Here is a 26,488-nt window from a genome sequence, read left to right on the forward strand (position 1 = left end):
CACCCCGCAGCGCGCGGGCCGGGGAGGTCGAAGCCCCGCCCGCCCGACTGCACAGGCGATCGGCCCCGCCCGTCGGCCGCCCGTCTTCCGCCGAAGCAAGGACCTTGATGCTCGACTACCAGACCCCTCGGATCACCCGCGAATCCGTCGAGGACAACCGCGGCACGTTCACGATCGAGCCCCTCGAGCGCGGCTTCGGCTACACGTTCGGCAACTCGCTTCGCCGGGTGCTGCTGAGCTTCCTCTCCGGCGCGGCGGTCACGAACGTCCGCATCGAGGGCGTGGCGCACGAGTTCACGACGCTCGAGGGCGTCTCCGAGGACGTGACGGACATCGTCCTGAACCTCAAGACGCTCGTCTGCCGGATGCACTCCGACGCGACCGAGGTCGAGGCCCCGCTCGTGGCCGAGGGCCCCGGCGAGATCACCGCGAAGGACATCGACCTCCCCGCGGGCGTCGAGATCCTCAACCCCGAGGCGCACATCGCGACCCTCGAGGCCGGCACGAAGCTCGAGGTCTACCTGACCATCGGCCAGGGCCGCGGGTACCGCTCCGCCGACGAGAACAAGACGGCGGACCAGCCGATCGGCGTCATCCCGATCGACTCGATCTTCTCGCCGATCCGTCGCGTCGCCTACCGCGTCGAGCCGGCCCGCGTCGGCCAGCGCACCGATTTCGACCAGCTCACGCTGGACATCGAGACCGACGGCTCGCTCGAGCCGGGCGAGGCGCTCCGCGAGGCCTCCGAGATCCTGATCCAGCAGCTCGCGGTCTTCACCGACCCCGATCGCGTCGAGGAGCTCCGTGCCTCCGTGGGCGGTGAGCTCGAGGACGGGCTCGTCGGCCACGACGGCTACGGCGACCCGACCGACGAGATGATGATCGAGGAGCTCGAGCTCGGCGTCCGCTCGTACAACTGCCTCAAGCGCGCCGGCATCCAGACCGTGGGTGACCTCACCTCGAAGACCGAGGCCGAGCTCGCCGCCATCCCGAACTTCGGCAAGAAGTCGATCGACGAGGTCGTGGAGACCCTCGCCGCGCGGGGCTACGGCCTCCGCGACGAGTAGCGTCCACGACCCTCGGCGAGCCGCCCCAGAAAGACCTAGACGATGCGTCACCAGAAGACCCGCCACAAGCTCAGCCGCGACTCCGCGCACCGCAAGGCCCTCCTCCGCAACCTCTGCAAGGAGGTCGTGGAGCACGAGCGCATCAAGACGACCGAGGCCAAGGCCAAGGCGCTGAAGCCGGAGATCGAGCAGCTCATCACGCTGGCCAAGCGCGGCGACCTGCACGCGCGTCGCCAGGTGCTCTCGACGCTCGGCCAGGACAAGTTCTCGGCCTACAAGCTGTTCGAGGACATCGCCCCGCGCTACGCGGAGCGTCCGGGCGGCTACACCCGCATCCTGAAGCTCGGGCCGCGGAAGTCGGACGCCACCGAGATGGTGCTCATCGAGCTCGTCTGAGCCTCTTGGCGTCGTCTCCGGGCGACGCACCCGCCGGCCTTCGAGCCGGCGCCGTACGACGGCCGCCCTCCGGGGCGGCCGTCGTCGTTCCCGGGCGGGTGGCGTCCCCCTGGCGGCCACGATGTCCGGCGACTGGACGGGTCGTTCGGCCGCCGACGTGCGGTCGCGCGGGGAGTACCCTCGTGGTGTGGCCGAGCCCGGCTCCCTCCCCCTGATCGATGCGCGCGTGGGCGACCGCGAGCGCGAGGCCGTGCGGCGCGAGCTCGCGCGCCAGTTCGCCGAGGGGCGGATCGAGGCGCACGAGTTCGAGGAGCGGATGGGCGAGGTGCTGCGGGCGAGCACCGCCGGCCATCTCGCCGTCGCCCTGCGTGGTCTGCCGGGCAGCGCCGTGCGGGTGCTCACCGCCCCCGCGCGCGAGCGCAGCGTCGCGGTCGTCCGCGGGGTCGACCGGGCCGCGATGCGGACGCACACCGCGGTCTTCACCGGCGTCAACGGCGGCGCCGTCGCGCTGTGGGCCGCCGCAGGTGCGGGGACCCCGTGGCCCGTCGCCCTGCTGCTGCCGACGGGCGCGTTGCTCGCCGGGCACGTCGCGGTCCGACGTCGCGTGCGTCGGATGGCCGCTCGCCGCCGCTAACGGCCCGGGGTCGAATCGCCGGCGGAGCTCCGACCGTTGCCCCGTCGCGCCGCACCGCGTCTTCCCGGCCGGTGCGGGAGGATCCCCGGCGCAGTGATCACGACGCGGCTGGAGATCGAGTACGACGGCACCGAGCTGTACGGGTGGGCGGCCCAGCCGGGCGTGCGCTCCGTGCACGGGGAGCTGACCCGCGCGCTCCAGGTCATCCGGCGCGCGCCCACGGAGCTCACCGTCGCCGGGCGCACCGACCGGGGCGTCCACGCGGTCGCGCAGGTGGCGTCCTACCCGGGGGGTCCCGTCGACCTCTACGGGCTCAACGCGGTGCTGCCGAACGACATCGCGGTGCGGAGCGCCGTCGCCCTGGACGGGCCGTTCGACGCGCGGCGGATGGCGACGAGCCGCACCTACTGCTTCCGGCTCTTCGTGCGGGGCACGCCCTCGCCCTTCGGCCGACGCCACGCCCTCTGGTGGCCCTACCGGCTCGACGAGGACCTGCTGCGCGCCTGTGCCCAGGCCGTGCTCGGCAAGCACGACTTCACGGCCTTCACACCGACGCAGACGCAGCACGTGCATTTCCGCCGTCGCATCCTGCGCGCGCAGTGGGTGCGGAGAGGCTCCTTCCTCGACCTGTGGATCGAGGGCGACGCGTTCATGCGCCACATGAACCGCATCCTGGTCGGCACGATGCTGCAGGTCGCCAACGGGCGGCGGCCCCTGGAGGACTTCGTCGCGCTGCTCGAGGGCGCCCCGCGGTCCGCGGCCGGTCCCACGCTGTCGCCCGAGGGCCTGCACCTCGCCGGGATCGCCTACCCGGCGGAGCTCGGCGGCCCCGCGGTCGCGCCGGCGGGCTGGGGCGCGCCTCCGTGGGCGGGCGACCCCGGCAGCGCCGATGCGCCGGGCAGCGCCCACGCGCCCGCACCCGCGGCGGTGCAGGGCGGGGACGCGGCGGGCGGTGTGGCGGCCTCGGCCGCTCAGTAGCCCTCGCGCCGCGTGCAGAGCCGCCCCAGGCCGACGCTCGCGACCAATCCCGCAAGGACGATGAGCGGGATGGGCGTCTCACCGCCGTCGTGGGTCGCCGCCCATCCGACGAGCCACGCGAGCACGCCGAAGAACGTGAAGCACCAGGCGTAGCCGGCGGTGCGCATCACCTGGGTCTCCTCCCGCTCGTCGAGCGCCAGGTGGCCGGTCTCGGCACGCTGGTTCCGGAACCGCAGCGTCGCACCGATGAGGCTCCCGGCGACCATGATCGCGACGACCAGCGCGAGCGTCGAGTCGCCCGCGCCGAGCAGCGCGACGACGAGCGCCGCGATGCCGATGGCGGACATGACCGGCACGTAGATCCACCGCAGCCACCAGATCTGGGTGTCCTCGAGCTCGGCGCGCGTGCCCTGCGGGGGCCGCGCCGGACGCGGGCCGGACGCCTCGTCGGAGGGCACGTCGGGCGTGGGGGTGCTCATGGCAGGTCCTCGGGATCGGGGTGGAACAGCTCGTCGACGCGGACCCCGAAGTGGAGGGCGAGCGCGAAGGCGAGCGGGAGCGACGGCAGGTAGCGGCCCTGCTCGATCGCGTTGACGGTCTGGCGCGAGACGCCCAGCGCCGAGGCCAGGGCGGCCTGGGAGAGGCCGTCGGCGGTGCGGCGCTCGCGGACGTCGTTGCGCATCGGATGTCAAGGTAGCTTGACATCGCCCGCGGTGTCAAGGTCGCTTGACACCCGACCGCCGCCGTCACCGACGGGGCTCCGCCCGGGCGCGGCGCCGTCCGCAGGCGTGCGGGCCCCGCACGCCCCGAGAGCACGTCGTCGCCCGCGCGCGTTCCGGGCCGCGCTTCCCGCGGCCCGGTCCGCGGGGCTACGCTGGGAGCGCATGACGACGCGCGTCCTCCTCACGAACGACGACGGCGTGCACGCCGACGGGCTCGAGGCGCTGCGGCGTGCGCTGCTGCGCCTGGACGGGATCGATCTGCGCGTGGTCGCCCCGGACGGCAACCGCTCGGCGATGGCGCGCTCCATCACCGTGCGGCGCCCCCTCTGCGTGCGCGCGGCGCACTTCGACGACGGCACGGAGGGCCTGCAGACCGACGGCACCCCGACGGACTGCGTCCGCCTGGCGGCGCACGGCATCGTCGAGGGGTGGACCCCCGACCTCGTCGTCTCCGGCATCAACCACGGGGCGAACATGGGGGAGGACGTCACCTACTCCGGGACGGTCGCCGCCGCGCTCGAGGCGGTGGTCCACGACATCCCGGGCGTCGCCGTGTCCATGGCCTCGCCCCACGGGGACTGGTCCCTTCGCCGGGAGTACACGTGGGACTTCGGGGTCGCCGCCGAGATCGCCTCACGGATCGTGGCCGAGGTCGAGCGGGTGAGCCGCGAGGACGGCACGCTGCCCCTGCCGCGGCGCACGGTGCTCAACGTCAACGTGCCCCACAGCGACAGCGGCTGCGCGCCCCTGGCCGTCGAGGTCACGCGCCTGGGGCGGCGGCACTACCGCGACGAGCTGCGGCCGGTGGAGACGCACCCCGACGGCTCGCGCACCTACTGGCTGTACGGCACGGAGCACGGGTTCGAGCCCGAGCCGGGCACGGACCTGGCGGCGGTGCACGCGGGCCACGTCTCCATCACCCCGCTGCATCTCGACCTGACCCGGGAGTCCGCGATCGCCCCGCTCGCGGGCCACGACTTCGAGGGCCTGCTCGACCGCATCGGCGAGCTGCTCGAGGACTGAGCGGGGGCAGAGCTCGGTGGGCAGCTCTCCTCGCTAAGCGGACGCTGGTATCGGGACCTCGCTGTCGAGCATTCTTCGCGAGAGGCCCAAACCGATACGGGCCGAAGCTCTGAGTGAGGTGAAGACACCGACCAACTCGGAATGTGTCCGTGGGATGTCGTCATGGCTTCCAGGATTGGCGCATTGCCGGATGCGGTCCCACTCGCCCCCCTGCTGAGGGTCGATCACGCCGCGAGACCGAAGCTGCCGGATGAGATCGCCGAGCTGAGCGTTCGCGTAGGACGACAACGACTTCGTCGTGTCCCCGTCGGTAGCGTCCTGCCTGACGAGCATCGTCTTCGCAACCCGTTCCGCGACGATGCGGATCTCATGGCTGACGGCGCGTCGGTCTTCCTCGGTGGGCACGGTCCCCGCTTGAGCGATGCGGTGGGAGGCGGAAGCGAGCATGGAAACGACCGGCAGCCTCTGTGGGGCGACCGTCGCGCCAGTGGCGTCGTGGGCGAGCGATAGTGAGTAGTGAGCCAGCTCGAACTGGGTCAGGCACAGCAGATCCGCGGCCAAGCGCGGGTCGTGCGTCAGAACGGTCACCTGCACGCCGCTCTTCAGGAGCGCCGGGACGACGTCGTTGACGAACGCGGCTCGGTGCTCGTCATCCCCGCCCTGTGTGGGGTCGTCGAGAACCAGAGTTTTCCACCCGAGCCCTGCAGCTCGGGCCAAAGCCAGGGCGAGCCCCAACGCGTTGAGTTGGGAGTCGGACAACACCCCCACTGCGGTACGAACGGTCGCCTCGTTCGACAGCTCGACCAGCAGATCGATGTGCTTGGACTCCCGACCGCGTGGCACGACGTTCTGCGGGGTGGTTGGGTCGCCTGGTCGCAGCATGGACCACCAACGCCGAACGTCGTGGCCCAGGGCGTCGTGGCGCGCGGATACCACAGCGCTTGCCGACGCCAGCAACGCTTGCCGGGCAGCGTGCGCGCGTATGGCGACGTTCACGTGCGCGCGTTCCAGCGCCCACAACTGCTCGGCGCCCCCTGCTTCCCTCACGGCCTTGAGGAGCTCTTTTGCGTCGTGAGCGTTGCCTCGTTCGGTCACGCGGAGCTTGGCCGATTCGAGTACCTCGCCCGTAGCGCGACGATACGTGTGGGCAGCATCCCGAACGCTCACGAGCGCGTCGTTCGCCTCATCCGTCGCTTGGCGGACACGGTCGGCCAGCTCGATGAGCGAGGCCGTCGACGATGTGGCTACATCGACGCTGCGCCACGCCGATGCCCGAACGAGCACCTCGGCGTGGCATTCGCTTTTCGTGCGCAGCACGGATGCGGCTGCTAGCAGCTCCTTGAGTGCGTCGCGGTCGATGTCGACTGCTGCCGCTGCTTCTTCCGTCGGGGGTTCCTTCGCAATGCTGGCCATGCGAGCCGCGACGCGAGCTACGGCGTCGCGCACGCCCGCCAAATCGACGGCAACGCGGTCCAGGACACCAGCGAGGTTGGTGCGAGCGGCTTGCACCTCCTCCAGGTCGCGCAAGGTGTCTTCGATCTGAGCGATGCGTTCCGCTGTGATCGCATCTGCGGTGCCGCACACGGGGCAGTCAAAAGGCACCTCCTGACCGTGCAGGAAGGAATGGGCCACGTGCAAGATCTGCGCGCTGTCTGCCGCCGAGGCGCCGGCAGCCGTAGCCGTCGCGACGAGACGCGCAGAAGCGGCATTCAGATCATCCGTCCTTGGGCTCTCGGGAACCTGAACCTCAAACCGAGCGAATGGGAACGTGGCCTCCTGGGCGCGGCGGATCGTTTCCTCCAGGGCTCCGGTCCAGTCGCCCTCCACGACCTCGACGCCGCAGGGCTTTCCGAGGACAGTGGAAACCTCTACGAACCATGTCCGGGCTGCGACCGCCGACGGTTTGCTCGCCAGGTCACCGGGATCCGCCTTGCGTGCCGCAGCGAGCTCTTTCAGGGTGTGAGAGGCCCGCTCGCGGACGAGTTCTAGGTCCGCAAGCCCCGCCGCAGCCCGTAGGTAGTTGAACCGCTCAGTCGGGCCTGCTGAGACGGGGAACCGAAGGGTGTGCGGATGTAGCACCGGAGCGATGATCGGCGGCGCCCCGAGCAACAGGCCGGCGACGGACCCAGCGGTCTCCTCGAGATCCGCCCCCGCGAACGTCGCTCGGGACTTGCAGGCAGCGCTATTGGCGCCGTAGTCGTCGACCAGTTCGCGTCGGAGGACGCCGGTGGAACCGATTGCAGCCGAGACTGCGCAGACTTGACCCGGGTGATGCGCGTTTTGTAGGCAAGCCGCGTACTCAGTCTTCGAAGTGCTCAAGACCCGCTGGCGGGACAGTGCACCGGAGAACAGGAATTCGATCGCTTCGGCGAGGCTCGTCTTGCCTTGGCTGTTGAGCGCGGATACGACGGTGAGTTGGGGCGAGAACTCCAAACGTTGTCGCGCCCCGAAAGCGCGGAAATGTTCGACGTCCAGCCACTCAAGCATCGGTGTCCTCCAGGAGGCGAGCTGCTTCAGCTTCGATGAGTTGCTGTTGAAGGACCTCGATGTCGATGGGTCCTGAGACAGCGAGGTCGAGCACCTGTCGGGCCAACGGGTCTTTCAGGGTCTCGGCCAGTTCTCGGGCCGCGGGGTCTGGAATCGGGACGGGCACGATGCAACCGTTGCAATAGCCGGGCGCCAATTCCAGTGAACACCCGTCTACGGCTGATGTGCGCCGGTCGAGGGTACGCGGCCCTGTTGAGGGAACGTATGCTCGACCCGTGACTCCGAGCGACCGGTCAGAGGACCCCGCCGCCCGCGCGGCCGAGCTGCGCGAGATCGTCTCGCACCACCGCCGGCGGTACTACGAGCAGGACGACCCGGAGATCGGCGACGACGAGTACGACGCGCTCTTCACCGAGCTCGAGACGCTCGAGCGGGACCACCCCGAGCTGGCGCTGCCGGACTCGCCGACCCAGCGCGTCGGCGGCACGCCCCTCGACAAGCTCACGAAGGTCCAGCACGAGCAGCCGATGCTCTCGCTCGCCAACGCGCGCACGGAGGACGAGCTGCGCGGGTGGACGGACCGCATGCGCACCCACCTCGCGCGTGAGGGCATCAGCGACCCGTCCTTCCGGTTCGTGATCGAGCCGAAGGTCGACGGCCTCGCGATGAGCCTGCGCTACGAGGACGGCGTGCTCGTCCGGGCCGCCACCCGCGGCGACGGCGAGGTCGGCGAGGACGTCACCCACAACGTTCGCACGATCCCCGACGTCCCGCTCCACGTGCCGGACGCCCCTGCGGTGCTCGAGGTGCGCGGCGAGATCTACATCAAGCTCGCCGACTTCCGGAAGGTGAACGAGAAGCGCGCCGCCCGCGGCGAGTCGACGTTCATGAACCCGCGCAACTCGGCGGCGGGCGCGATCCGCCAGCTGGACCCGAAGGCGGCGAAGGAGCGCCCGCTCTCGTTCTGGGCCTACGGGGTCGGCGTCGTCGCGGCGTCCGAGGGGGCCGAGGCCGAGCAGGAGGGGCGCCAGGGCGCCGCCGGCACGTCCGCCAGCGTGGGCGAGGTGCTCGGCGTCGGCGGCCACCACGCCACGCTCATGTGGCTCAAGGAGCGTGGGTTCCCCGTCAACGACGAGATCTCCGTGGCCGACACCGTGGAGGACGCGCTGCGCACCTGCGAAGGCTGGGAGGAGCGCCGCGACCGCCTGGCGTTCGAGATCGACGGCGTCGTCGTCAAGGTCGACGACTTCGAGCTGCAGCGCCGCCTGGGCAGCGTGGGCCGCGACCCGCGCTGGGCGATCGCCTGGAAGTTCCCGCCCCGCACCGCGGTGACGCTGCTGAAGGACGTCATCTGGTCCGTCGGCAAGTTCGGGGACCTGCACCCCTACGCGGTGCTCGAGCCGGTGAACGTCTCGGGCGTCACCGTCTCGCAGGCGACGCTGCACAACGAGGAGGACCTCGAGCGCAAGGACGTGCGGCCCGGAGACCGGGTCATCGTCCTGCGCGCGGGCGACGTCATCCCGCAGGTCGTCTCGCCCGCGCCGCACGAGGCGGAGCGCGACGACCGGCAGCCGAAGCCCGCCCCGCCCGCGGAGTGCCCCCGGTGTGGCACGCCGACGGAGAAGCCCGCGGACTCCGTGTTCACCCGCTGCCCGAACCGCGGCGGCTGCCCCGGCCAGCAGTGGCAGCTGCTGCGCCACTACGTCGGGCGCCAGGCGATGGACATCGAGGGCCTGGGCGAGAAGCAGGTCGCGCAGCTGCTCGAGAAGGGGCTCGTGACGAACGCGGCGGACCTCTACGACCTGACGAAGGAGCAGCTGCTCGAGCTCGAGGGCTACGGCGAGGTCTCCGCGAGCCGGACGGTCGCCGCGATCGAGGCGTCGAAGGAGCGCCCCTTCGCGCGCGTGCTCTACGGGGTGGGGATCGAGGAGGTCGGCGAGATCACGGGGCGCAACCTGGCCGCGCGGTTCCGGACGATCGACGCCCTGCGGGCCGCGCAGCCCGAGCAGCTGGCCGACACGCCCGGCGTGGGCGAGAAGATGGCGCGGATCATCCACGAGCGCCTGGCCGACCCCGCCGTGGGCGAGGTCTTCGACCGCCTGCGCGCCGCGGGCCTGCAGCTCGAGGTGCCCCAGGCCGAGGGCGACGCCGGCGACAACACCCTGCTCGAGGGCCTGACCGCCGTCCTCACCGGCACCCTGCCGTCGCTGACCCGCGAGGACGCCACGCAGCGGCTGCTCGCCGCCGGCGCGCGCGTCACGTCGTCCGTGTCGAAGAAGACCGGCGTGGTCGTGGCGGGCGAGGCGGCCGGCTCCAAGCTCGAGAAGGCGGAGCGGCTCGGCGTGCCCGTCCTGGACGAGGAGGGCCTGCTGCGGCTGCTGCGGGAGGGGCCCTCCGTGCTCGCGCCGGAGGAGGGCGAGGACGAGCTGCAGCCCGACGGGCAGGCGCCGGACGCGGCGGTCGATGCCGACAGCGAGGCCGGCGTGGAGGCCCCGGGCGACTGAGCGCGGCGGCGGCCCGGCGGACCGCGCCGCGGCGCTCGCGCGGACGCCGGGCGTAGGCGCCGTGCAGCGCGGCGACGCGACGGGCCGAGCGGCACGACGGGGGTCCGCGAGGTGCTACCGTGGTGAGGCTGGCCACACCGCCTACGTAGCTGGGGCGCCTCGCGCGTCCACCTCGGTTCCGCCCCGTTCGCGGGGGACTGACTGAGGGGTTACGAGTGTCAGTCTGCCCAGGCTCGACACGAGGTCCTGGGATGTAAAAGTAAGTAGGGGTGGTGTAGGTCGGTGGTGGCGGGCGAGTCGCAAGGCTCGCCCGTCGTCGTATTCGGACTCGGGCCCCGCCCCGAACGTCTCAGCGCCGACCGCGCAGGACGCCGGCGCGGCTCGGCGCACCCGTTAGCCGTGCTTGGCGAGCGCGGCCACGAAGCGGTCCTCGAACCGCTTGGCGGAGTACGTGTCGCCCGTATTCTGCAGGATGGCGAACGCGACCTCGCGACCCTTGACCGTCGTGCAGTAGCCCGCGAGCGCCGAGACGCCGATGAGGGTCCCCGTCTTGGCCTGGCAGCGGCCGACGGCGGCGGTGTAGCGCATGCGCCGGGCGAGGGTGCCGCTGCGGCCGGCCTGGGCCAGGCCCGCGCGCAGCACGGGGGCGATCTCCTCGTCCGCGTCCAGCGACTGCAGCAGCTGCACGACGACGCGCGGCGACACGCGGTTCTGGCGGGTCAGGCCCGAGCCGTCCACGATCCGCGGGGTGGTCCCGGCGAACGGGCGCAGGGCGCGACGGAGGTAGGCCGTGCCGGAGGCCGTCGTGGCGGGCGCGACGTCGAACGCGTCGGTGCGGCACGCCGTCTCGACCGGGGTCTCGGGCAGGGGCGGATTGACCGGGATCGGGGTGAGCGCGCCCGCGATCCGGCAGCTCGCCTCGTCGGCGTCGCGGGAGACGACGTCCTTGACGAGGGTCTCGGCGACGAAGTTGTCCGACGGTCCGAGCGTCGCGGCGGAGAGCTCGGCGAGCGACGGGCCCGTCTGCGTCGCCACCGGCGCCGCGGCGACGGGCGCGCGGCCGGCGGCGACGGTGCCCGTCACCCGCAGGCCCGAGGAGCGCAGCGCGGTGCGGAAGAGCGATCCGGCCTGGCCGGCGGGGTCGACCGTGCCGGCGCCCCGGTCGACGGTCAGCGCGCCGAGGCGGCCGCCCATGTCGAAGTCCGTGGACCGCCCGGTGCGCGCGGCGCCGAGCCAGTCGTCGAACGCGGTCGCGTCGACGCGCAGCCGCCCCTTCAGGCGGGTCACGCCGAGCGCCCGCACCGTCCGGCCCGCCAGGGCACGCAGGGCCGACCGGCCCAGGGTCGGGTCGCCGCCGCCGACGAGCCAGAGGTCGCCGTCCCACGTGCGGCCGGACGCCTCGCCCGTCGCGACGACGCGCGTGCGCGGCGCCCAGTCCGGGCCGAGCCGGTCCAGGGCCGCCGCGACGGTGAAGACCTTCGTCACCGACGCCGGGATCCGCCGGGAGCTGCCCCGCCGGTCCAGCAGCGTGCGGCCCGACGCCAGGTCGACGACCACGACGCCCCCGCGGCCCGCGAGGCCGGCCGTGGAGGGCATCGCGGCCCCGGCGGGCGCGGCCGGCAGGGCGGCGAGGCTGGCGGCCGTCGCCACGGCGGCGGCGAGGGCTGAGCGGTGGGGCGGCATCGCGCGGCAGGCTACCGGGCGGCGGCGACCCGCCGACGCGGTTCGCCCGACGGCCTCAGGCGGGGGCGGGGTGCACGCCGGCCCGCCACCGCCCGTCGTCGCCCGGCCGGGCACGGTGGAGCGGCACGCGGCCGACGCCCTTCAGGCGCACGCGGCCGATCGGCGTGAGCTCGAGGCCGGCGTCGGCGATCCGCTCGCACGTCGGCTCGTCGACGAGCAGGCTGTCCGGGCGTGCGGCGGCGCAGACGCGCGAGGCGCGGTTGACGGGCGGCCCGAACCAGTCGCCGGCGCGGGGCACGGCGTCGCCCGTGGCCACGCCGGAGCGGATGCGCGGGAAGTCCGCCTCCGCGGCCACCCGCTCCTGCAGGGCCAGCAGCGCCTCCACCACCGCGAGGGGACGCGGGCCGGCGAGCATGACCGCGTCGCCGATCGTCTTGATGACCCGGACCCCGTCGCCCGTGACCTCGCCCGCGAGCTCGCCGAGCCGGGCGGCGACGTCCCGCAGCCGCTGGGCGCCGAGCTGCTCGCCCATGCGCGTGAACCCGACGACGTCGGCGAACCCGATCGCCACGGGCGTGGCGCCCGCCAGGCGGCCGTCCGCGATGACGTCGGCGTCGAGCTCGACCGCCGCGAGCTGGTCCAGCGCCGTGGCGCGGACGAGCGTGCCGAGCGTGTCGGCCATGTGGGTCGCCACGGGCTCGGCGGCGGCGGCGATCCGGTGCGAGAGCTCGCGCTCCGTGTCCCCCTCGCGCGTCAGCCCCGAGCCGAGCCCGATGATCGCGGCGGAGCCGATCCGGGCCGCGTAGTCGCCGAGGGTGCGGGAGAGCTCGATGAGGGCGGCGTCGTCGACGCCGAGGTCGGCGAGCCCGCGGAGCATGAGCGGCAGCCCGAGGTCGCGTTCCTCCCACACGGCGTCGTGGGCGGCCGGGATCGGCACGCCCGAGGCCTGCAGCACCCGCTCGAACAGCTCGGGGTCGACGCCGGTGCGGGCGACCACGTCGCCCGTGGTCATCGTCGGCGTGCCGCGCAGGATCCGCTGGACGGGGAGCAGCGCCAGGCGCTGGGCCCGTTCGGCGGCCCGGATCTCGTCCGGCGCGTGGCCCTGGGCGAGCAGGTCCTCGACGAGGCCCCGGCGGGCGTCCTCGGCGGAGACGGGCCGGTCGTGGGCGCCGCCGTCGCGGGGCGCGTCGTCGGGGGCGTGGTCCTCGCGGGCCTCGGGGTCGCGGCCGCGCGCAAGAGCGGCGGCGCCGTCGTCCTCGGGCTGCGTCTGGCGCCGCCGGCCGGCGCCGCCCCGGCCGCTCACGCGTCGCGTCCGACCCGCAGCACGCGGAGCACGCGCTCCGTCGTCTCCGCGTCCCGCACGGTGATGCGCACGTGGTGGTCGTCGCCCAGCGGTGCGCCGGCCTGGACGAGCACGCCGCCGCGCTCGAGCCGCGCCTGCAGGGCGGGGCCGTCCTCGTCGGGCGAGCGGACCCACAGCGCGCAGGACTGCGAGGGGTGGACGAGCAGGCCCGTCTCCTCCAGGCGCTCGGCCATGGCGGTGCGCTCCCGGGCGTTCTGCCGGACGCGCCGGCCGACGACCGTCTCCGCCGTCCGCACCGCGGCGAGCGCGCCGGCCAGGGAGAGGTCGCCCGCGCCGAGCCGGGGGGCGAGGACGCGCAGCAGGTCGCCGGCCCCGGCGCCGCCGACGGCGTAGCCGCAGCGCAGGCCCGCGAGGCCCCACGCCTTGGAGAACGAGCGCACCACGACGAGCCGGTCGAACCGCTCCGTCAGTCGCAGCGTGGCGTCCGTCGCCTCGTCCGTGACGAACTCGCGCAGCGCCTCGTCGAGCAGGACGACGACGCGCTCGGGCAGGCGGCCGAGCAGCTCGGCCAGCACGCCGGCGGGGAGCAGCTCGCCCGTGGGGTCGTTCGGGCTGCCGAGCACGATCATCCGCGTCCGCGGCGTGACGGCGTCGAGGATCCGCTGCGGGTCCAGCGAGGGGACGGTCACGGCGGTCGCGTGCGTGTCGCGCGCCATGAGCGGATAGAGCGGGTAGCCCGGCCACGGGAGCACGAGCTCGTCGCCCGGGTCCAGCAGCTCGTGGGCCGCCCGGCTCAGGAGGCCTGAGGCGCCGTCGCCCACGACGATCCGCCCGGGAGCGACGCCGTGGCGCACCGCGAGCGCCTCGCGCAGCTCGACGTCACGGCCCTCCGCGTAGCGGTGCAGACCCTTGCGGGCGTTGAACGTGATGGCGGAGACGACCTCGGCGGGCGGCAGCTCGTGCCACGTCGTGCGGGCGAGGTCGACGGGCTCGACGTGGGCGAGGGCCCGGGCGCGGCTCTCGCGCGCCTTCTCCCGGAGGTCGGCGTTGACCTCGTCCTCGCTGAGCGCCTCGAACTGGCGGTAGTAGTTGAACAGCCCCACGCTCAGACCCCGCCGACCGTCGGCCGCATGCCGCCGAGGAAGGCGAACCACACGGTGAAGATCGGCACGACGATGATCGTGGTGATGAGGAACAGGCGCCCGAGGATCCCCTCGCGCTGGTCGACCCCTGCGGCCCGGCGCACGAGGATCCACAGGTTGTCGAGCCGGCGCAGGAGCATCAGCGTGCCGAAGACGAACGCCAGGACGAGGGCGAACGCCAGCAGGATCCACACCCCGATGTTCTCCGACGCGACCTGCGACGAGATCCACATCGCCGCGACGGGGAGCGGGCCCCACAGCGCCGCGGTGAGCAGCGCCATGAGGCCGAGGAGCACGGCGGACGCGACGGCGTCGATCGCGATCCGCCGCTTCGAGCCCCGCTCCGGCAGGCGCCCGTACCGGACGGGCGCGGTGCCGGGGCGGCGGCCGATGAACAGCCCGCCGTTGTCCGTCGGATCCGTGCGCACGAAGGGAGCGTAGAGGACCTCAGCCGACGCCGTAGAGGGCGTCGAACTGCTCCTGGAACCGCTCGTTGACGATGTTGCGCTTGACCTTCAGGGTCGGGGTCAGCTCGCCCGTCTCCTGCGTGAGGTCGCGGTCGAGGATCAGCACCTTCTTCACCTGCTCCACGGGCGCGAGCTTCGCGTTGGCGGCGTCGACCTCGGCCTGGATCATCGCGACGACCTCGGGGTGCCGGGACAGCTCGGCGACGTCGGTCGGCAGCCCGCGACCCTGGGCCCACGGGACGAGGGTCTCCGCGTCGAGCGTGACGAGCACGACGGGGTAGGGCCGGCGGTCGCCGTGCATCACGGCCTGGCTGATCCAGGGCGAGCGCTTCAGGTCGTTCTCGAGGTTCGCCGGCGTCAGGTTCTTGCCGCCCGACGTGATGATGATGTCCTTCTTGCGGCCGACGATCGAGACGTAGCCGTCGCCGTCGATCGTGGCGAGGTCGCCCGTGTGCAGCCAGCCGCCGTCGATCGCCCCGAACGAGGCGTCCTCCATCTTGTAGTAGCCCTGGAAGATGTGGCCGCCGCGGATCAGCAGCTCGCCGTCGTCGGCGATCTTCGCCTCGACGCCCGGTAGCGGCTTGCCGACCGTGCCGAAGCGGTGCTCCTCCAGCGTGTTGACGGAGGAACCCGTCGAGGTCTCCGTCATGCCGTAGCCCTCCATGACGGGCACGCCGCAGCCGTAGAAGAACTCGAGGATCTCCTTCGCGATCGGGGCCGCGCCCGTGACGGCGCGCTCCAGACGGCCGCCGAACAGCGCGCGGACGTTCTGGAACAGCGCGGCCTCGGCCCGGTCGAACGGCTCCTGCAGCTCGGCGGGGATCGGCTCGCCGCGGACCTGCATGTCGCGCACCCGCACGCCGAGCCGGGCGGCGGCGAGCATGCCCTCCTGCTCCTCCGGCGGCTTCGAGCCGACGGCGAGGGTGTAGATCTTCTCGAAGATGCGGGGGACGGACGGCAGCACCGTCGGCCGGACCTGCGTCAGCTCGGGAACGATCCGGGCCGGGTCGCCGCCCCAGTAGGCGATGACCGCCCCGGCGTCGATCGCGCTGAGCTGGAAGAGGAGCGCGAAGGCGTGCGCCAGCGGGAGGAAGAGGTAGAGGACGGGGTCGTCGCCCTCCATCGGCGCGAGGTCGGACGAGGCCCGGACGATCCACCGGTAGTTGCCGTGGGAGAGCACGCAGCCCTTCGGCGGCCCCGTCGTCCCCGACGTGTACATGAACACGTACGGGTCCTCGGGGGTGACCGCCGCGGCCCGGGCGTGCAGCTCCTGCGGCTCGCGGCTCGCCGCCCGCTCGTGCAGCGCGGCGAGCGAGACGGCACCGTCGGCCTCACCCTCCAGCACGACGATCCACTCCAGCTCGGGCAGCTCGTCGCGGACGGCGGCGATCTTCGCGACCTGCGCGGCGTCCTCGCAGACGATGCCGCGGGAACCGGAGTTGCCGACGACCCAGGCGCACTCCTCCGGGGAGTTCGTCGGGTAGACCGAGACGTGCACGGCGCCCGTGGCGACGATGCCGAAGTGCGCGACGCTCCACTCCGGCCGGGTCGTCGCCAGCACGGAGACGCGGTCGCCCGCGTCGAGCCCGAGCCCGAGCAGACCCAGCCCGAAGCGGGTGACGCGGTCGGCGAGCTCGCGGTAGCTCGTGTCCGTCCACTCGCCCGGCGCCGTCTGGAAGCGGGCGAACGGGGCGTCCCCGAAGGCCTCGCCGGCCCGGAACGCCAGGTCCGCGATGGTCTCTCCCGCGACGGTGGTCCCCGTGCCGGTCGTCGTGCTGGTGCTCATGCGCCCTCCGTGGTCGTGCGGGGCGGGCGCACCGCGCCGCCCCCTTCGGCCGATCCTACGTCGGGTCGGGCGCCGTGGGTGACGGGTTTCGGGCGACCCCGCGGACGGCTTCCGTCCTAGATCGGGTTGGCGGTGTCGACGAACTCGTGGCGGACGCCGAAGCGGTCGGCGAGCCGGGCGCCGAGGGCCTGCACGCCGCGGGTCTCCGTGGCGTGGTGGCCCGCGCAGATCGCGTGCAGCCCGTGCTCCCGGGCCAGGCCGCGGGTCTGCTCGCGCGGCTCGCCCGTGAGCAGCCCGTCGAGCCCGTCGACGGCCACGGCGGGCAGCATCCCGGCGGCGGCGCCGGAGACGATCGCCAGACGGTGCACGCGCTCCGGCCCCGCGGCGAAGACGATCGGGTCGGGCTGCGTGGCCGCGGCGATCCGGTCGACGAGCTCGCCGACGGGCAGGCCGTCCTCCCAGGAGGCGACGACGCCGATGGCCGGGCTGCCCGAGCCGGCCCACGGCTCGTGGGTGGCGCCGAGCGCGTCGGCCAGGAGGGCGTTGTTGCCCAGCTCGGCGTGCCCGTCGAGCGGCAGGTGGTAGCCGGCCAGGGCGATGCCACCGGCGAGCAGGACGCGCAGCCGTGCCGCCGCCACGCGGTCCAGGGCGCGCGGGTCCCCGTCCCAGAACAGGCCGTGGTGGACGAGGACGAGGTCCGCGCCCGCCGCGGCGGCGGCCTCGAGCGCCTCGAGGTCGGCGGAGACCGCGGTCACCACGCGCTCGATCTCGGCGTCGCGGCCGTCGGGGTGCGGCACCTGGAGCCCGTTGGGGCAGTAGTCCCGGAACGTGCCGGGGGCGAGGAGGTCGTCCAGGTGGTCGAGGAGGTCGCCGAGACGGGCCATCGGCGCATCCTCCCAGAGGCCGCCCGGACGGCCGTCGGGGGCGCGCGGCGGCCGAGCCCGAACGACGTTCGCCACCGGGGTGACAGCCGTCCCCGCCCGGACTATGATCGCGTCCGTCGCGCCCCGTGTCCGCCCTCGGACCGTCGTGCCTGACCCGTCAACGGGGTCGTCCCATGCCCGCCTCCGCACCACCACGCCCTCCGACGACCGCGGGCCGGCTCGCGGGCCGCGCGCCCGAGGCGACCGCGACCGACGCCGTGCTCGTCCGGCTCGCCGCCGGCGGCGACGTGACCGCGTTCGAGGCCCTGTTCCGGCGCCACCGCCCGGCGGTCCACGCCCAAGCCGTCCGCATGCTGCAGGACCACGGCCGCGCGGAGGACGTCGTGCAGGACGTCTTTGTGAGCGCCATGCGCGCGCTACAGGAGGGCCGCGAGCCGCTCCACCCGGCCGCGTGGCTGCGCGAGATCACCCGCCGCGCCTGCATCGACCAGTGGCGCGCGGCGACCCGGCGGGGCGAGGTCAGCCTCGACGCCCCCGGCGACCTGAGCTCGGGCGACGCGCGCCGCCTCGCGGACGACGACTCCCTGGCGCGGGCCACGGAGGACCGCGAGTCCGTCGCCACGCTGCGCCGGGCGTTCCGCGACCTGCCCGCCCTGCAGCACACCGTGCTCGTGCAGCGCGAGCTGGAGGGGCGCGCACCGGACGAGATCGCGACGCGGCTCGGACTCTCCCGGACGGTCGTCGAGGGGCAGCTCGCCCGCGGCCGGCGCACGCTGGCCCGCGCGTACCGCGAGCTGCAGAGCGGCGAGCGCTGCACCGCGGTCCGCGCGCTCTGCGATGCGTCGATGGAGCGCGCGCTGGGGGTCCGCGAGCGGGGGCGGATCACCGGCCACCTCTCGAGCTGCGACGGCTGCCGGCGGCACGCGCGGACTCTCGGCGTCGACACGCGCCTGCTCCACCCGACCACGCTGGCCGCGAAGGCGACGCTCCTGCTGCCGCTCCCGCTCCTGCGGCGCTGGCCCGTCGAGCCGGTGCTCGCCGGCGAGGCCGCCGGCGGTGCGCTCGGGGCGAAGGTGCTCGTCGGCGCCGCGGTCCTGGCCGCGGGCAGCGGCGGCGTCTACGCCACCCGCGACGCCCCGGTCCGCCACATCCTGCCGTCTGCGGCGCCGGCGCCGAGGCCGCACCCCGCCGGCGCGTCCGCGACGCCGGGGACCGACCTGCTCCTGACCCTCTCGGGGCAGATCGTCGCCCGCGTGCCCGGCGCCGCGGCGGGCACGCCCGCGGGCGTGCCCGCCCTGCCGTGGTCCCCGCAGGGGCGCCCGGCCGGGGCCGCGGCCGGCGTCGCCGTGCCGCCCGCGGCCGGCGGCGCCGGCGTCCCGGGGTCCGGGTCCCCCGCCACCGCGAGTCGTCCGCCCGCTGCGCCCGCCGCCTCCCCTGCGCTCCCCGCGCCGACCCCCGCCACGCCGTCGACCGACCGGTCCGGGGCGCCCCCGCCGACCGCCGAGGGTCCGCGGACGGACGGCGGCCGCGGCGACGCCCCACGCACCGACGGCGCACCGCGCAGCGAGGACGGCCCGCGCGGCGAGGGCGGAACGGACGCGCCTCCTCACGGCGACGGCGGTCGCGACGGAGCCGTCACCGGCGAGGGGCCCATGGCGCCGACCGCGCCCGCAGCTCCCGTCCTGCCGTCGACGCCCGGCGGGGAGCGGCAGGCGCCCGGGCCGGACGGCGGCGGGCCCGGCGAGCCCGTGTCCGGGGTGCTCGCCCCCGAACCTCCCGCCCCGGCGTTCGCGCCGCCCGCCGCGCCGCCGCCCTCCGGATCGGAGGGCGGGTCTCCGGAGTCCGTCGGGCCCCGGTCGCCGGTCGACGTCGGTCTGCTGGCGTCGCCGGAGCCCGACGCCCCGGCGCCGGTCGACGGTGCGTCCCCCGCAGGGGTGACCCGTGGCTCCTGACCGCGAGGGTCTGATCGACGTCGCGTCGCACTCGACGATGTACGCGATCGGCGCCTACTTCTGCGACCGCCACCCCGAGCTGGTCGACGACGTCCTCGCCGACGCCGACCAGATCGAGGGCCGCGGGCTGCGGCGCTGGGCCACGGACGAGGGCGTCGCGGTCCAGGACGCGTTCGAGACGCTCGTCACCGGTCTGGCCATCCGCTTCTACACCGCTTTGGCCGACGAGACCCTCGGCGAGGGCGTGCGCGGTGTGCCGGCGGCCGAGGCCGGCGACGCCGCCTAGGGCGTACGCGACGTCGGGGCGGATCGGGGCGCGGCCGAAGCGGGGGAGGGGCACGCCGTCGCGCGCTCGACCGTGGCATACTCTCGATCGCATCGGGGCGTGGCGCAGCCTGGTAGCGCGCGCCGTTCGGGTCGGCGAGGTCGGAGGTTCGAATCCTCTCGCCCCGACTGCAGCAGTACGCCGAAGACCCGACCCGTCGTCCTCACGGACGGCGGGTCTTCGTCGTTTCAGGGGCCCGTTCAGGGCGCGGTCGCCGCGGCGGCCTGCGTCGTCCCGGCCGGCCGCGTGCCGAGCGTGACCTGCGCCGTCGCGGTCCTCCCGTCGCGGGTGTACGTCACCGCGACCCGCTCGCCGGGCCGGTGGGCGTCGACGGCCGTGCCCATCGCCTCGACGTCGTCCACGGGCGTGTCGCCGATCTTCGTGATGACGTCGCCGGCCCGCAGCCCGGCGTCCGCGGCGGGACCCGAGGCCGTGACGGAGGCGAGCTTCGCGCCGGTGCCGTCGCCGCCGGTGCCGTCGCTCGTGCCGACCCCGAGGTAGGCGTGGGTGGCCTTGCCCGTGTCGCGCAGCTGCTGCACCACGCGCGTGACGGTGTCGGACGGCACCGCGAAGCCGACGCCCGTGTTGCCGCCGCTCGTGCCGTCGGACGACGACGACGTCGCGATCTGCGAGTTCACGCCGACGACGTGCCCCCGGGCGTCGAGCAGCGGACCGCCCGAGTTGCCGGGGTTCAACGCGGCGTCCGTCTGCAGGACGCCGTTGATGGCGTAGCCGTCCGGAGACTGGATGCTGCGGTGCAGCGCCGACACGACGCCGGTGGTCAGCGTGCGGTCGAGGCCGTAGGGGTTGCCGATCGCGAACATCGCGTCGCCGACCTGGACCGCGCCCGAGTCCGCCAGCGTCAGCGGCCGCAGCGTCGCGGTCGGGGTGACCTTCAGGAGCGCCAGGTCCGTGGAGGCGTCCACGCCGACGACCTTCGCGCTCAGCGCCTTGCCGTCGCCGATCTTCGCCGTCACGCGGCTCGCGCCGTCGATGACGTGGGCGTTCGTCACGACGTAGCCGTCGGCGGAGATCACGAAGCCGGAGCCGGTGGCGGTGCCGGCGGACGCTGCGCCGTCCTGCCCCTGCTCTCCGTAGGGGCTCGCGCCGCGTCCGTACGGGTCGACGGCCCCGCCGGCGGCCGCGGCCGCTCCGGACGCGCCCGTGCTCGTCGCGGTGATGAACGCGACGGAGTCCTTCGACCGCGCGTAGATCGCGCTCGCGCTCAGCGCCTCGTCGCTCGTGGCGGCGACCGTCCGGTTCAGGGAGGCCTCGGCGGTCCGGGTGACGGTCTGGGTGCCGCCCGGTCCGGAGGTCTCCGTCGCGATCACCGCGCCGCCCGTGCCGCCGGCGAGCGCGGCGGCGCACATCACGATGATCGAGCGGGTCGGCTGCTTCATGTCATCCACGGTGACGGGCGTCGCTGACCCGTCCCCCAACGGGCGTGAAGAGGTGCGGAAAGGCCACCGAAGAAGCAGCGAAGCGGCTCATCCCCGTGTCCGATTCCCGCTAGGCCGCCGCCCCGCGGCCTGCGACCATCCGGGACGTGCCCGCCGCAACCACCCACGACTTCGCGCAGCGCTACGCGGCCGTCCAGAGCCGCGATCGCCGCTTCGACGGGCGCTTCTACACGGCCGTCACGTCGACCGGGATCTACTGCCGCCCCTCCTGCCCGGCACGGACCCCGCAGCCGCAGAACGTCCGCTTCTACCCGACGGCCGCTGCCGCCCAGCAGGCCGGGTTCCGCGCGTGCATGCGCTGCCGGCCCGAGGTCTCGCCCGGCGCCCCGGAGTGGGACCTCGTCGCCGACGTCGCGGGGCGCGCGATGCGGCTCATCGGCGACGGCGAGGTCGACCGCACCGGCGTGCCCGGGCTCGCGGCGCGGCTGGGCTACTCCGAGCGGCAGCTGCACCGCGTGCTCGTCGCGCAGCTCGGGGCCGGCCCGCTCGCCCTCGCGCGGGCCCAGCGCGCCCGTACCGCGGCGCTCTTGATCGAGGGCACCGCGATGACGTTCACGGACGTCGCGTTCGCGGCGGGGTTCGGCAGCCTGCGGCAGTTCAACGAGACGGTCCGCGAGACGTTCGGCCGCACGCCGACGGAGCTGCGCCGCGGGGCCCGCGCCGCCGTGCCCGCCGACGCGGGCGGCACGCCGCCGCCGCTGACGCTCCGGCTGCCCCGGCGCGACCCCTTCCCGGGCGGCGAGGTCTTCGCGTTCCTCCGCGCGCGCCTGGTCCCCGGCCTGGACCGCGCGGACGGCGACGCCTACGTCCGCAGCCTCGACCTGCCCCACGGCCCCGGGGTCTGCGTGCTGCGCGACGCGCCCGGGGCCGTCGAGTGCACGCTGCGCCTGAGCGACCTGCGTGACCTGGCCGCGGCCGTGGCCCGCTGCCGCCGGCTGCTCGATCTGGACGCCGACCCCGTCGCCGTCGACGAGCACCTGGCCCGCGATCCCGCGCTGGCGCCCGCGGTCGCCGCCACGCCGGGCCGCCGCGTGCCCGGCGCGGTCGACGGCTTCGAGCTCGCCGTGCGAGCGGTCATCGGCCAGCAGGTCTCCGTCGTGGCGGCGCGGACGGTGCTCGGGCGGATCGTGCTCGCCCACGGGGCGCCCCTGGGCTCGGCGCTCGACCCGCTCCCGGCGGGCGCGGACCCTGCCGGCGCCGACCCGTCCGGCGCGGCCTCCTTCGCTCCGATCCCGTCCGACGCGGCCGCCTCCGGTCCGGAACGCGAGGCGCTGCGGCGGTTCCCGTCGCCAACGGCGGTGGCGGCGCTGCCCGACGAGGCGTTCGCGATGCCGCGGGCCCGCGCCCGGGCGCTCCGCGGGCTTGCGGAGGCGGTGGCGGGCGGCGAGCTCGACCTCGGCGGCGGCGCGCCGCGGGACGAGGTCCGGGAGCAGCTGCTGGCCCTGCCCGGCATCGGCCCGTGGACCGCCTCGTACGTGGCGATGCGCGCCCTCGGCGACCCCGACGCGTTCCCGGCCACCGACCTCGGCGTCCGCCAGGGCGCAGCGGCGCTCGGCCTGCCCGACGAGGCCCGCGCCCTCGCCGCGCGGGCCGCCGACTGGGCCCCGTGGCGCGCCTACGCCGCCCAGCACCTGTGGGCCGCCGCGGTCCCCGCGCCGCGCTCCGGCACGACCCGTGGCGCGGATCCGGTGGGCGCGCCCAGCACCGGAGGCGCCCCCCACCGCACCTGCAGCGTCACCAGCACCCGCAGCACCCCCACCCGCAGCACCAGCACCACCCGCAAGGCCGAGGAGGCCCCCGCATGACCGTCCTGCACCGCGCCGTCGTCGACACCCCCGCCGGCCCGCTCACCGTCCTCGCCGACGCGGACGGCGCCGTGCGGGCCAGCGGGTTCACCGCCCGCACGGACGAGCTGCTCGCGCTGCTGCCCGCCGCCGCGCGCGTGGGCGGCGGTCCCGAGGTCGTCGACGACACGGAGGACGGCCCCACGGCGGCGGCCGTCGCCGCCGCCCGCGCGTACCTGGCCGGCGACGTCGCGGCGCTCGACGCCGTCGTCGTCCGCCAGGACGTCGACCCCGCGGCCCCCGTGGCGCGGATGCGCGAGCGGCTGCGGGCCGTGGGGGCGGGGGAGACCCGCACGTACGCCGGGCTCGCCGCGGACGCCGGGCTGCCCCGGGCGTCCCGCGCCGCCGGGCAGGCGTGCTCGCGCAACCGCGTCGCGCCCTTCGTCCCCTGCCACCGGGTGCTGTCCTCGTCCGGCGGGCTCGGCGGCTACCGCTGGGGCCTCGAGGTCAAGCGGATCCTGCTGGCCCACGAGGCCGAGCACGCCCCTGGCGCCGGCCTGTTCGCGCCTGGCGCGGCCGGCGGACCGACCGCGGCCGCGACACCCTCGGTGTCCGCGGTCCCCGCCCCGGGGGCCGACGACCCCACGCGGGCCGCTCCCGCGCCGGCCGTCGCCGGGGCCTAGGAGAGCGCCGGCGCGCTGGGGGCGACGCTGAGCGTGGCCCCCGCCTCGCGCAGCTCGGTCAGCGTGCGCTCGCCGTCGCCCGGCTGTACGTCGACGGCCGCGACGGCGTCCGTGGCGACGGTGACGTCGAGCCCTCCGTGGAGCGCGTCGAGCGCGGTCGCCCGCACGCAGTAGTCCGTTGCGAGACCCGCGACGACGACGCGCTGGACCCCGCGGGCGCGCAGGTCGTCGAGCAGCCCCGTCCCGTCGAACGCGGAGTACGCGTCGACGGCCACGTCGGTCCCCTTGTCGAGCACCCGCACGTCGGTGAGGTCGAGGTCGGGGTGCAGCGCCGAGCCGGGGGTGTCGGCCACGCAGTGGTCCGGCCAGGGTCCGCCCTGCGCGGCGAAGGAGACGTGGCCCTCCGGGTGCCAGTCGCGCGAGGCAACGATCGTGGCACCCGCGGCCCGGGCGGCGTCCAGGAGGCGGCCGATCGGGGCGAGCACGCGGTCGCCCTCGGGCACGCCGAGCGCCCCGCCGGGCAGGAAGTCCCGCTGGACGTCGACCACGAGCAGCGCGTCGCGCGGACCCATCGTGACGGGCGACGACAGCCGCTGGCGGAGGGCGAGGAGCTGACCGGACCGGCACGGCGCGGCCACGTCGGCCCCGCCGGTCAGCGCGGCGAGCTCGGCCGCGGCGTGCGTGCGGGCGTCGTCGAGGGCGACTGCACCGGGGACGGCCGCGCCGCGGCGGATGACGGGGCGCAGGAGGGGCACGCCCGGGACCGCCTCGTGGGCGAGGTGGATCTCGTGCTCGATCGTGGCGGCGCCGTCGGCGCGCGGAGCCAGGCGCGTGACCTGGTGGACGCCGGGGTCCGTCTCCTTGCCCGGCGAGCGCTTCATGACGAAGCGCCGCGAGGCGTCGGCCGCGTCGTGCTGGGCGCAGAGCTTGTAGACGCCGCCGAGCGGGTCCCCGCGCCGCAGCCGGGTGCCGACGCCGAAGCCGTCGACGGGGACGTCGTCGGCCACGAGCCGCGCGATCGCGTCGGCGTCGAGGTCGCCCGTGAGCATGATCTCCGTCGTGCCGAAGCCGCCGGCGTCGAGCAGGCCGCGGGCGCGCCGGGCCTCCTCGGCGAGATCCCCCGAGTCGATGCGCACGCCGTGCAGCGGCACGCCCGTGGCGCGGGAGGCAGCCATCGCGCGCTCGACCCCGCGGCCGACGTCGTAGGTGTCGACGAGGACGGCGGTGCCCTCGGGGTGGTCGCCCAGCGCCTCGGCGAACGCGTCCTGCTCGTGCGCCTCGCCGTGGGCCATGACGGCGTGGTGGGCCATCGTGCCGACCGTCGGCACGCCGTAGCGCAGGCCCGCCTCGGGCAGCGCGGTGCCGGCGAACCCGGCCAGCCACGAGGAGCGCGCCGTCGTCAGTCCCGCCTCCGGCCCGTCGAGGCGGCGGAGCGAGAAGTCGAAGACGGGGCGACCGCCGGCCACCCGCACGATCTCGGCGGCGGTCGTCGCGATCCGCGTGGCGTAGTTCAACGCGGCGAGGAGGGCGGGCTCGACGAGCGCGGCCTCCACGCGGGGAGCGGTGACGCGGACGAGCGGGACGCCGGCCGGCACGATCGTGCCCTCGGGCATCGCCCAGACGGTGCCCGTGAACCGCAGGCGCTCCAGGCGCTCCAGGAGCGCGTCGGAGAAGCGGCCGTCGGCGCGCAGCCAGGCCAGCTCCTCCGGCGAGGACCGCAGCGTCAGCAGGCTCGACACGACCTCGGCCACCCCGGCGACCATCACCCAGGAGCGTCCCGGGGGCAGCCTCCGGATCGTGGCCTCGAAGGAGACGAGGTCGTCCTGCCCGTGGCGGACGAACGAGTCCGCCATCGTGAGGGTGTACAGATCGGTCTGGAGAACGGTCACGGGAAGCCGGGGTCGGGCGACGGACCTTTCGGGCGCCTTGGCGCTCGTCCGCTACCCTCTCGAGGAGAAGGGCAGTATCCCGCAAGCGACGTCGCCGTCAGTACGGCCGCCCATCGGCCCGGTGCGTTCACCCTCTGTGGTGGGAGAGACCTTCGACCCCAGTTCCACCCTTCGGTCGGAGTCCCTCTCCCCATGAACCACCTTCTGCTCGCCGCCTCCTCCGGGGGCGCCGAATCCGGCAACACGCACCCGATCTGGGTCTGGCTCGCCTTCACCGCGTTCATCGTGGCGATGCTCGTGCTGGACCTCGTGGTGCACTCGAAGTCCGAGGGCACGCCGGAGGACCCGCACACGCCGCCCTTCCGCTCGTCGGTGATCTGGAGCATCTTCTGGACGCTGCTGGCGCTCGCGTTCACGCTCGTGCTGATCCCCTGGATGGGCGGGAAGCACGCGAGCGAGTACATCACCGGCTACGTGATCGAACGCAGCCTCTCGCTGGACAACCTGTTCGTCTTCACGATCCTGTTCTCGTTCTTCGCGGTGCCCATCGCCTCCCAGCGGAAGGTCCTCTTCTACGGGATCATCGGCGCGATCGTCCTGCGGGCGATCTTCATCCTCGTGGGTGGCGCGCTGCTCGAGACGTTCCACTGGATGATCTACGTCTTCGGCGTGTTCCTCGTCATCACCGGCATCCGGATGGCGACCCACGACAGCGAAGAGGTCGACCCGGAGAAGAACCCGATCCTCAAGCTCCTGCGCAAGGTCGTCCCGCTCTCGGACGACTACGAGGGCTCGAAGATCTTCACGAAGAAGAACGGCAAGCGGATGGCCACGCCGATGTTCGCCGCGCTGGCGATGGTCGCCACGTTCGACGTGGTCTTCGCCATCGACTCGATCCCGGCCATCTTCGCGGTCACCCGCGACACGTTCATCGTCTTCGCCGCCAACGCCTTCGCCCTGCTCGGCCTGACGTCCCTGTTCTTCCTCGTCGCCGGCCTGCTCGAGCGGTTCCACTACCTCAACTACGGCCTGGCGTTCATCCTCACGTTCGTCGGCGCCAAGATGCTGCTGACCGACGTCTGGCACATGCCGATCTGGATCTCGCTGGTCGTCATCATCGGCACGCTCCTCGTCGCCGCCTGGGCCTCGCGCCGCTGGCCGAAGGACGAGAACCCGGAGGGCACGAACCCGCCCTCGACCCCCGGCCCGACGGCGACGCCTGGCCCCGTCGCCGGCTCCTGAGCGACGGCGGGCGGGGCGGCAGCGACCCCCGCCGCCCCTCCGAGACGGCCGCGCCCCATTGGGGGCGGGCCGTCGGC

At 74.5% G+C, this 26,488-nt stretch carries 21 protein-coding genes, 1 tRNA gene and 1 pseudogene; 12 read left to right on the forward strand and 11 right to left on the reverse strand.

Going from position 1 to position 26,488, the window contains the following annotated elements:
- The first annotated feature begins 107 nt into the window (after positions 1–107).
- The 4 genes from F593_RS0108060 (at position 108) to truA (ending at position 3,075) form a co-directional block, all read left to right on the forward strand.
- A complete protein-coding gene (locus F593_RS0108060; protein ID WP_022928250.1) occupies positions 108–1,067 on the forward strand; it encodes a DNA-directed RNA polymerase subunit alpha in 960 nt (319 codons plus the stop codon).
- Between the two features lie 42 nt (positions 1,068–1,109).
- Positions 1,110–1,463 carry a 50S ribosomal protein L17 gene (gene rplQ / locus F593_RS0108065; protein WP_022928251.1) on the forward strand — a complete coding sequence of 118 codons (354 nt, stop codon included), beginning with the start codon at positions 1,110–1,112 and terminating at the stop codon, positions 1,461–1,463.
- Between the two features lie 187 nt (positions 1,464–1,650).
- Positions 1,651–2,097 (forward strand): DUF1707 SHOCT-like domain-containing protein, encoded by a 447-nt coding sequence (locus F593_RS0108070; protein WP_022928252.1) that lies wholly within the window; start codon positions 1,651–1,653, stop codon positions 2,095–2,097.
- Positions 2,098–2,190: 93 nt separating this feature from the next.
- Positions 2,191–3,075 carry a tRNA pseudouridine(38-40) synthase TruA gene (gene truA, locus F593_RS23450; RefSeq protein ID WP_022928253.1) on the forward strand — a complete coding sequence of 295 codons (885 nt, stop codon included), beginning with the start codon at positions 2,191–2,193 and terminating at the stop codon, positions 3,073–3,075.
- Here truA and F593_RS0108080 read toward each other — a convergent pair.
- Together F593_RS0108080 and F593_RS0108085 are read right to left on the reverse strand one after the other, a co-directional pair.
- Entirely contained in the window at positions 3,069–3,554 is a 486-nt protein-coding gene (locus tag F593_RS0108080; RefSeq protein ID WP_022928254.1) for a hypothetical protein, read from the reverse strand. The two genes, truA and F593_RS0108080, sit on opposite strands and share 7 nt — an antisense overlap.
- Positions 3,551–3,757, reverse strand: coding sequence for a helix-turn-helix transcriptional regulator (locus F593_RS0108085; RefSeq protein ID WP_022928255.1), 207 nt, complete (start codon positions 3,755–3,757; stop codon positions 3,551–3,553). The genes F593_RS0108080 and F593_RS0108085 overlap by 4 nt, the downstream gene beginning before the upstream one ends.
- Before the next feature lie 202 nt (positions 3,758–3,959).
- On the opposite strand from F593_RS0108085, the gene surE reads away from it, so the two are divergent.
- Positions 3,960–4,820, forward strand: coding sequence for a 5'/3'-nucleotidase SurE (surE, locus tag F593_RS0108090; RefSeq protein WP_022928256.1), 861 nt, complete (start codon positions 3,960–3,962; stop codon positions 4,818–4,820).
- A 33-nt stretch (positions 4,821–4,853) separates the two neighbouring features.
- On the opposite strand, the gene F593_RS27965 is transcribed toward surE, so the two are convergent.
- Positions 4,854–7,307, reverse strand: a complete 2,454-nt coding sequence (locus F593_RS27965; protein WP_022928257.1) for an AAA family ATPase — start codon at positions 7,305–7,307, stop codon at positions 4,854–4,856.
- A 275-nt stretch (positions 7,308–7,582) separates the two neighbouring features.
- Between F593_RS27965 and ligA the strand changes: the two genes are divergently transcribed.
- Complete coding sequence (gene ligA, locus F593_RS23460; protein ID WP_022928258.1) at positions 7,583–9,811, forward strand: NAD-dependent DNA ligase LigA; 2,229 nt, start codon at positions 7,583–7,585, stop codon at positions 9,809–9,811.
- Positions 9,812–10,204: 393 nt separating this feature from the next.
- On the opposite strand, the gene F593_RS0108110 is transcribed toward ligA, so the two are convergent.
- From F593_RS0108110 to F593_RS0108135, 6 genes are all read right to left on the reverse strand, one after another.
- Positions 10,205–11,494, reverse strand: coding sequence for a D-alanyl-D-alanine carboxypeptidase/D-alanyl-D-alanine-endopeptidase (locus F593_RS0108110; protein ID WP_022928259.1), 1,290 nt, complete (start codon positions 11,492–11,494; stop codon positions 10,205–10,207).
- A gap of 55 nt (positions 11,495–11,549) precedes the next feature.
- The gene (locus tag F593_RS23465) at positions 11,550–12,797 is read right to left on the reverse strand and encodes an adenylate/guanylate cyclase domain-containing protein (RefSeq protein ID WP_022928260.1); all 1,248 of its coding nucleotides are present in this window, start codon (positions 12,795–12,797) and stop codon (positions 11,550–11,552) included.
- Positions 12,794–13,900 (reverse strand): pyridoxal phosphate-dependent aminotransferase, encoded by a 1,107-nt coding sequence (locus F593_RS0108120; RefSeq protein ID WP_022928261.1) that lies wholly within the window; start codon positions 13,898–13,900, stop codon positions 12,794–12,796. Before F593_RS0108120 ends, F593_RS23465 begins: the two co-directional genes overlap by 4 nt.
- Positions 13,901–13,902: 2 nt before the next feature.
- Positions 13,903–14,367, reverse strand: coding sequence for a hypothetical protein (locus F593_RS30310; RefSeq protein WP_022928262.1), 465 nt, complete (start codon positions 14,365–14,367; stop codon positions 13,903–13,905).
- A 19-nt stretch (positions 14,368–14,386) separates the two neighbouring features.
- The gene (locus F593_RS0108130) at positions 14,387–16,192 is read right to left on the reverse strand and encodes an AMP-dependent synthetase/ligase (RefSeq protein ID WP_022928263.1); all 1,806 of its coding nucleotides are present in this window, start codon (positions 16,190–16,192) and stop codon (positions 14,387–14,389) included.
- Between the two features lie 116 nt (positions 16,193–16,308).
- Entirely contained in the window at positions 16,309–17,076 is a 768-nt protein-coding gene (locus F593_RS0108135) for a Nif3-like dinuclear metal center hexameric protein (protein ID WP_022928264.1), read from the reverse strand.
- A gap of 173 nt (positions 17,077–17,249) precedes the next feature.
- Here F593_RS0108135 and F593_RS0108140 point away from each other — a divergent pair, with 173 nt between their 5' ends.
- The 3 genes from F593_RS0108140 (at position 17,250) to F593_RS0108150 (ending at position 19,481) form a co-directional block, all read left to right on the forward strand.
- Positions 17,250–19,028 carry an RNA polymerase sigma factor gene (locus tag F593_RS0108140; RefSeq protein WP_022928265.1) on the forward strand — a complete coding sequence of 593 codons (1,779 nt, stop codon included), beginning with the start codon at positions 17,250–17,252 and terminating at the stop codon, positions 19,026–19,028.
- A complete protein-coding gene (locus tag F593_RS0108145; protein ID WP_022928266.1) occupies positions 19,018–19,314 on the forward strand; it encodes a hypothetical protein in 297 nt (98 codons plus the stop codon). Before F593_RS0108140 ends, F593_RS0108145 begins: the two co-directional genes overlap by 11 nt.
- 93 nt (positions 19,315–19,407) lie before the next feature.
- Positions 19,408–19,481: transfer RNA gene (locus F593_RS0108150), tRNA-Pro, on the forward strand.
- Between the two features lie 72 nt (positions 19,482–19,553).
- Here F593_RS0108150 and F593_RS23470 read toward each other — a convergent pair.
- Complete coding sequence (locus F593_RS23470; protein WP_022928267.1) at positions 19,554–20,753, reverse strand: S1C family serine protease; 1,200 nt, start codon at positions 20,751–20,753, stop codon at positions 19,554–19,556.
- Positions 20,754–20,899: 146 nt separating this feature from the next.
- Between F593_RS23470 and F593_RS23475 the strand changes: the two genes are divergently transcribed.
- Both F593_RS23475 and F593_RS23480 read left to right on the forward strand, forming a co-directional pair.
- On the forward strand, positions 20,900–22,618 hold the full coding sequence (locus tag F593_RS23475; protein WP_022928268.1) for a DNA-3-methyladenine glycosylase 2 family protein: 1,719 nt from the start codon (positions 20,900–20,902) through the stop codon (positions 22,616–22,618).
- Positions 22,615–23,130: pseudogene (locus F593_RS23480) on the forward strand (methylated-DNA--[protein]-cysteine S-methyltransferase); the annotation flags it as partial. The gene F593_RS23475 and the pseudogene F593_RS23480, both read left to right, overlap by 4 nt.
- Positions 23,131–23,276: 146 nt before the next feature.
- On the opposite strand, the gene F593_RS23485 reads toward F593_RS23480, so the two are convergent.
- Positions 23,277–25,169, reverse strand: coding sequence for a nicotinate phosphoribosyltransferase (locus F593_RS23485; RefSeq protein WP_022928270.1), 1,893 nt, complete (start codon positions 25,167–25,169; stop codon positions 23,277–23,279).
- A 192-nt stretch (positions 25,170–25,361) separates the two neighbouring features.
- On the opposite strand from F593_RS23485, the gene F593_RS23490 reads away from it, so the two are divergent.
- Positions 25,362–26,411, forward strand: coding sequence for a TerC family protein (locus tag F593_RS23490; RefSeq protein ID WP_022928271.1), 1,050 nt, complete (start codon positions 25,362–25,364; stop codon positions 26,409–26,411).
- Positions 26,412–26,488 lie beyond the last annotated feature (77 nt).

It is taken from the genome of Patulibacter americanus DSM 16676, from assembly GCF_000420025.1.
GTDB lineage: Bacteria > Actinomycetota > Thermoleophilia > Solirubrobacterales > Solirubrobacteraceae > Patulibacter > Patulibacter americanus.